Genomic DNA, 6,293 nt, shown 5'->3' on the forward strand with positions numbered 1-6,293 from the left:
CAGGAGCTATGGAGCGTAATGTCACGCTGGATTTTGTCCGTGGCGTCGCCATCCTTGGCATCCTGCTGTTAAATATCAGCGCCTTTGGTTTGCCAAAGGCGGCTTACCTCAATCCCGCCTGGTACGGAAATATCACGGCTTCAGATGCCTGGACATGGGCCATTCTGGATCTGTTCGCGCAGGTAAAATTTCTCACTTTGTTTGCACTGTTGTTTGGCGCGGGCCTGCAAATGCTGCTGCCGCGCGGTAAGCGCTGGATCCAGTCCCGTCTGACTCTACTGGTGCTACTTGGTTTTATTCATGCCTTGCTGTTTTGGGACGGCGATATTCTGCTGGCCTATGGGCTGGTGGGGCTGATCTGCTGGCGACTGGTGCGCGATGCACCATCGGTGAAAAGCCTGTTTAACACCGGCGTGATGCTCTATCTGGTCGGCATTGCCGTTCTGCTGCTGCTTGGCGCGATCTCCGGCAGTGAAACAAACCGCGCCTGGACGCCGGATGCGTCTGCGTTGCTGTATGAACAATACTGGAAGGTGAATGGCGGCGTGGAAGCCATCAGTAATCGGATCGATGCCTTATCGAACAGCCTGCTGGCGCTGGGCGCGCAGTATGGCTGGCAACTGGCGGGTATGATGTTGCTCGGGGCGGCACTGATGCGCAGTGGCTGGCTGAAAGGGCAGTTTCGTCTTTCGCATTACCGACGCAGCGGTTTTTTACTGATCGCCGTGGGTCTACTTATTAACCTGCCTGCCGTGGTCGCGCAGTGGCAACTGGACTGGAGCTATCGCTGGTGCGCGTTCTTGTTACAGGCCCCGCGTGAACTCAGCGCACCATTTCAGACGCTCGGCTATACCGCGCTGATGTTTGGTTACTGGCCGCAGTTAAGCCGCAGCAAAATCGCTCATGCGATTGCCTGTGTCGGGCGAATGGCGCTGACAAATTATCTGCTACAAACCGTGATTTGCACCACGCTGTTTTATCAATTCGGCTTATTTATGAAATTTGACCGACTGGAACTGCTGCTGTTTGTCATCCCGGTGTGGCTGGCAAACCTGCTTTTCTCCGTGATCTGGTTACGGTTCCTGCCTCAGGGCCCGATGGAGTGGCTCTGGCGGCAATTAACCCTGCGAGCGTCAGGGACATCTTTGTCCCATACATCCAGATAACGATCTGGATCACAATCATTAACAAAATGGATGTAAGCGCTTTCATCGCTGTGACCGCACTCACGTAGTCCTTTTCCCTCCGCTGACAAAATAGCCGCCAGTTATGCAGCGAGTGGCTGCAATTCCAGACAGGGTAGTGAATATGATCACCATTCGTGATGTGGCGCGTCAGGCAGGCGTATCGGTAGCGACGGTTTCCCGCGTGTTAAATAACAGCGCGCTGGTCAGTCCTGATACGCGCGAGGCGGTAATGAAGGCGGTGACGCTGCTGGGCTATCGGCCAAACGCCAATGCCCAGGCGCTGGCCACGCAGGTCAGTGAAACCATCGGCGTGGTGGTGATGGACGTGTCCGATGCATTTTTTGGCGCGCTGGTGAAAGCGGTGGATTTGGTCGCTCAACAGCATCAAAAATATGTGCTGATCGGCAACAGCTATCATGAAGCCGAAAAAGAGCGTCATGCCATTGAGGTGTTGATCCGCCAGCGCTGTAACGCGCTGATCGTTCACTCAAAAGCGTTAAGCGATCGGGAACTGGGCGAGTTTATGGATCAGATCCCCGGTATGGTGCTGATCAACCGCATTGTCCCTGGCTACGCCCACCGCTGCGTGTGCCTGGACAATATCAGCGGCGCGAAAATGGCGACCCGTATGTTATTGAATAATGGTCATCAGCGGATTGGCTATCTGGCTTCCAGTCACCGCATTGAAGATGACGTCATGCGCCGGGAAGGGTGGAGCAGTGCGCTTAAGGAGCAGGGCATTGTGGCGCCTGAAAGCTGGATTGGCATCGGATCGCCGGATATGCAGGGCGGTGAGGCGGCAATGGTTGAGCTGCTGGGGCGCAACCTGCAGCTAAGCGCCGTGTTTGCCTATAACGACAATATGGCCGCGGGCGCGCTGACGGCGCTAAAGGACAACGGCATTTCCATTCCCTTACACCTTTCAATCATTGGTTTCGACGATATTCCCATCGCCCGTTACACCGATCCCCAGTTGACAACGGTGCGCTATCCCATTGCTTCTATGGCAAAACTGGCGACAGAACTCGCATTACAGGGCGCTGCGGGAACGCTGGATTTATCCGCGACCCACTGCTTTATGCCGACCCTCGTGCGGCGTCATTCGGTTGCTGTACGACAGAATGCGGCGGCGATCACTAACTTATGATTTCGCCAGATGTAACCGCTTTCAATATGTGAGTAAATTCACAGTATCTTAACATTGTGATAGCTATGATGGCACCGCTTGTCGCACTGTAACTACGATGTAACTGTGAGTAATCACTTTTACCGAGGTAAAAGCGCTTTAAGCGAAATTAAAGCCTATTTCTGGAGCGTTACTGGGCAAGGAAGAGAGATTTTTTTAAAATGAGCTTCGGCGTTTACATAACACTTCATTAACGTTTTGTCCCGCCGGGCATTTATCTTACGTACTACCCTGCATAATAAAACCGGAGTTACCATGAATAAGAAGGTGTTGACCCTTTCTGCCGTTATGGCAAGCATGTTATTCGGCGCGGCTGCGCACGCTGCGGATACTCGCATCGGTGTGACAATCTACAAATATGACGATAACTTTATGTCTGTGGTGCGTAAGGCTATCGAAGCAGATGCGAAAACGGCGCCAGATGTGCAACTGCTGATGAACGACTCGCAGAACGATCAGTCCAAACAAAACGATCAGATCGACGTGCTGCTGGCAAAAGGCGTGAAAGCGCTGGCCATCAACCTGGTTGACCCGGCGGCTGCGGGCACCGTTATCGAAAAAGCGCGCGGTCAGAATGTGCCTGTGGTCTTCTTCAACAAAGAACCTTCCCGTAAAGCGCTGGACAGCTATGACAAGGCTTACTACGTCGGTACTGACTCCAAAGAATCCGGTATTATCCAGGGCGATCTGATTGCCAAACACTGGGCGGCAAACCAGGGCTGGGATCTGAACAAAGACGGTCAGATTCAGTTCGTGCTGCTGAAAGGCGAGCCGGGTCATCCGGATGCTGAAGCGCGTACCACTTACGTTATCAAAGAGCTGAACGACAAAGGCATCAAAACCGAACAGCTGCAGTTAGATACCGCCATGTGGGACACCGCAATGGCGAAGGACAAAATGGATGCGTGGCTTTCCGGTCCGAACGCCAACAAAATTGAAGTGGTTATCGCCAACAACGATGCGATGGCAATGGGCGCCGTTGAAGCGCTGAAAGCACACAACAAAACCAGCGTACCGGTATTTGGCGTCGATGCGCTGCCAGAAGCGCTGGCACTGGTGAAATCCGGCGCACTGGCCGGTACTGTGCTGAACGATGCGAACAACCAGGCAAAAGCGACCTTTGACCTGGCGAAAAACCTTGCCGATGGCAAGGGGGCGGCTGACGGCACTGAGTGGAAAATCGAAAATAAAATCGTCCGCGTTCCTTACGTAGGCGTTGATAAAGATAACCTGGCCGAGTTCACTAAGAAGTAAGTTTGTGGGGCGCGATGTTATCGCGCCCTTTCATCCCGCACTCTGCGAGGCCAACAAGGTATAATTATGGTCAGCACAACTACTCAGCCGTCAGGCGAATTCTTGTTGGAAATGAGCGGCATCAACAAGTCTTTTCCCGGCGTTAAGGCACTTGATAATGTTAATTTAAAAGTCCGCCCACATTCGATTCATGCATTAATGGGAGAGAATGGCGCAGGAAAGTCGACACTATTAAAATGTCTTTTTGGGATCTATCAAAAAGATTCTGGCAGCATATTATTTCAGGGTAAAGAAATCGATTTTCATTCAGCCAAAGAAGCGCTGGAGAATGGTATTTCAATGGTACACCAGGAATTAAACCTGGTATTACAACGTTCTGTTATGGACAACATGTGGCTGGGGCGTTATCCCACCAAAGGCATGTTTGTCGATCAGGATAAAATGTACCGCGATACCAAAGCGATTTTTGACGAGCTGGATATTGATATCGATCCGCGTGCGCGCGTCGGAACATTGTCCGTCTCGCAAATGCAGATGATCGAAATTGCCAAAGCGTTTTCGTATAACGCTAAAATTGTGATTATGGATGAACCGACTTCTTCGTTAACCGAAAAAGAGGTCAACCATCTGTTCACCATTATTCGTAAGCTGAAAGAGCGCGGCTGCGGTATTGTCTATATCTCCCACAAAATGGAAGAAATTTTCCAGTTGTGTGATGAAATTACCGTGTTGCGCGACGGACAGTGGATTGCGACGCAACCGCTGGAAGGGCTGGATATGGACAAGATCATCGCCATGATGGTCGGCCGTTCCTTGAACCAGCGATTCCCGGATAAATCCAACAAGCCGGGGGAAGTGATTCTTGAAGTGCGCAACCTGACCTCGCTGCGTCAGCCGTCCATTCGGGATGTTTCCTTTGATTTGCATAAAGGCGAGATCCTCGGTATCGCAGGACTGGTCGGCGCTAAGCGAACTGACATCGTTGAAACGCTGTTTGGTATCCGTGAGAAATCATCGGGCACCATTACGCTGCACGGCAAAAAGATTAATAACCACAGTGCGAATGAAGCCATTAACCACGGTTTCGCGCTGGTCACCGAAGAGCGTCGTTCTACCGGGATTTATGCTTATCTGGACATTGGTTTTAACTCCTTAATTTCCAATATTCAGAATTACAAAAATAAAGTGGGTCTGTTAGATAACTCACGAATGAAAAGTGATACCCAATGGGTTATTGACTCTATGCGGGTAAAAACGCCAGGTCACAAGACGCAAATTGGTTCGCTTTCGGGCGGTAACCAGCAGAAAGTGGTTATTGGTCGCTGGCTGCTGACGCAACCGGAAATTTTAATGCTCGACGAACCCACCCGTGGGATCGACGTCGGTGCGAAGTTTGAAATTTATCAGTTAATTGCGGAACTGGCGAAAAAAGGTAAGGGGATCATTATTATCTCCTCCGAAATGCCGGAATTGTTAGGGATAACGGATCGTATTCTGGTCATGAGCAACGGCCTCGTTTCTGGAATTGTTGATACAAAAACGACAACGCAAAACGAAATTCTGCGTCTTGCGTCTTTGCACCTTTAAGATCAGGGGCTCCTCATGAGTGCGTTAAATAAGAAAAGTTTTCTTACTTATCTGAAAGAGGGCGGTATTTACGTCGTTCTTTTAGTCTTGCTGGCCATTATTATTTTCCAGGATCCCACGTTCTTAAGTCTGCTTAACTTAAGTAATATTCTGACCCAGTCTTCCGTGCGTATTATCATTGCACTGGGCGTCGCCGGTCTGATTGTCACCCAGGGGACAGACCTGTCAGCGGGTCGTCAGGTGGGTCTGGCGGCGGTGGTGGCGGCAACGTTGCTACAGTCGATGGAGAACGCCAATAAAGTGTTCCCCGAAATGGCGACCATGCCGATTGCGCTGGTTATCCTGATCGTCTGTGCTATTGGCGCGGTCATCGGTCTGGTGAACGGGATTATCATTGCTTACCTGAACGTAACACCGTTTATTACGACGCTCGGCACGATGATTATCGTCTACGGGATCAACTCTCTGTATTACGACTTCGTGGGGGCTTCACCGATTTCGGGCTTTGATAGCGGCTTCTCGACCTTTGCGCAGGGCTTTATCGCACTGGGCAGCTTCCGGCTGTCGTATATCACGTTCTATGCGCTAATTGCCGTGGCGTTTGTCTGGGTGCTGTGGAATAAAACCCGCTTCGGTAAAAACATTTTCGCCATCGGCGGTAACCCGGAAGCGGCTAAGGTATCAGGCGTGAACGTGGCGCTGAACCTGCTGATGATCTATGCGCTGTCCGGTGTGTTCTATGCCTTCGGCGGTCTGCTGGAAGCGGGGCGTATCGGCTCAGCAACCAACAACCTGGGCTTTATGTACGAACTGGATGCGATCGCGGCGTGCGTGGTCGGCGGCGTATCGTTTAGCGGTGGGGTGGGAACGGTGTTCGGCGTGGTGACCGGTGTGATCATCTTTACCGTCATCAACTACGGTCTGACCTACATCGGCGTTAACCCGTACTGGCAGTACATCATCAAGGGCGGCATCATTATCTTTGCGGTCGCACTGGATTCACTGAAATACGCGCGTAAGAAGTAATCCCTTCAGGGCAGAATCAAACCGGTGCAGACGTGCTCTGCGCCGGTTTTTTT

5 protein-coding genes are annotated in these 6,293 nt (G+C 51.5%); all 5 read left to right on the plus strand.

Annotation, left to right across the window (positions count from 1 at the left end; all coding sequences use genetic code 11):
• Positions 1-8 precede the first annotated feature (8 nt).
• On the plus strand, positions 9-1,166 hold the full coding sequence (gene yeiB / locus JTI98_RS12310) for a DUF418 domain-containing protein YeiB (RefSeq protein WP_044326533.1): 1,158 nt from the start codon (positions 9-11) through the stop codon (positions 1,164-1,166).
• A 142-nt stretch (positions 1,167-1,308) separates the two neighbouring features.
• Entirely contained in the window at positions 1,309-2,334 is a 1,026-nt protein-coding gene (gene galS, locus JTI98_RS12315) for an HTH-type transcriptional regulator GalS (RefSeq protein WP_044258641.1), read from the plus strand.
• A 294-nt stretch (positions 2,335-2,628) separates the two neighbouring features.
• Positions 2,629-3,627, plus strand: a complete 999-nt coding sequence (gene mglB / locus JTI98_RS12320; RefSeq protein ID WP_043000124.1) for a galactose/glucose ABC transporter substrate-binding protein MglB — start codon at positions 2,629-2,631, stop codon at positions 3,625-3,627.
• A 66-nt stretch (positions 3,628-3,693) separates the two neighbouring features.
• Positions 3,694-5,214 (plus strand): galactose/methyl galactoside ABC transporter ATP-binding protein MglA, encoded by a 1,521-nt coding sequence (gene mglA, locus JTI98_RS12325; protein ID WP_216081307.1) that lies wholly within the window; start codon positions 3,694-3,696, stop codon positions 5,212-5,214.
• Positions 5,215-5,229: 15 nt separating this feature from the next.
• On the plus strand, positions 5,230-6,240 hold the full coding sequence (mglC, locus tag JTI98_RS12330) for a galactose/methyl galactoside ABC transporter permease MglC (protein WP_043000126.1): 1,011 nt from the start codon (positions 5,230-5,232) through the stop codon (positions 6,238-6,240).
• Positions 6,241-6,293: the final 53 nt, after the last annotated feature.

Source organism: Citrobacter sp. MGH 55, from assembly GCF_016906145.1.
Taxonomy (GTDB): Bacteria; Pseudomonadota; Gammaproteobacteria; order Enterobacterales; family Enterobacteriaceae; genus Citrobacter_A; species Citrobacter_A amalonaticus.

Bases quoted from the DNA above. Each gene is read 5' to 3' on its own strand.
- mglB (WP_043000124.1), top strand. From the start codon at position 2,629: ATGAATAAGAAGGTGTTGACCCTTTCTGCCGTTATGGCAAGCATGTTA.
- galS (WP_044258641.1), top strand. From the start codon at position 1,309: ATGATCACCATTCGTGATGTGGCGCGTCAGGCAGGCGTATCGGTAGCG.
- mglC (WP_043000126.1), top strand. From the start codon at position 5,230: ATGAGTGCGTTAAATAAGAAAAGTTTTCTTACTTATCTGAAAGAGGGC.
- yeiB (WP_044326533.1), top strand. From the start codon at position 9: ATGGAGCGTAATGTCACGCTGGATTTTGTCCGTGGCGTCGCCATCCTT.
- mglA (WP_216081307.1), top strand. From the start codon at position 3,694: ATGGTCAGCACAACTACTCAGCCGTCAGGCGAATTCTTGTTGGAAATG.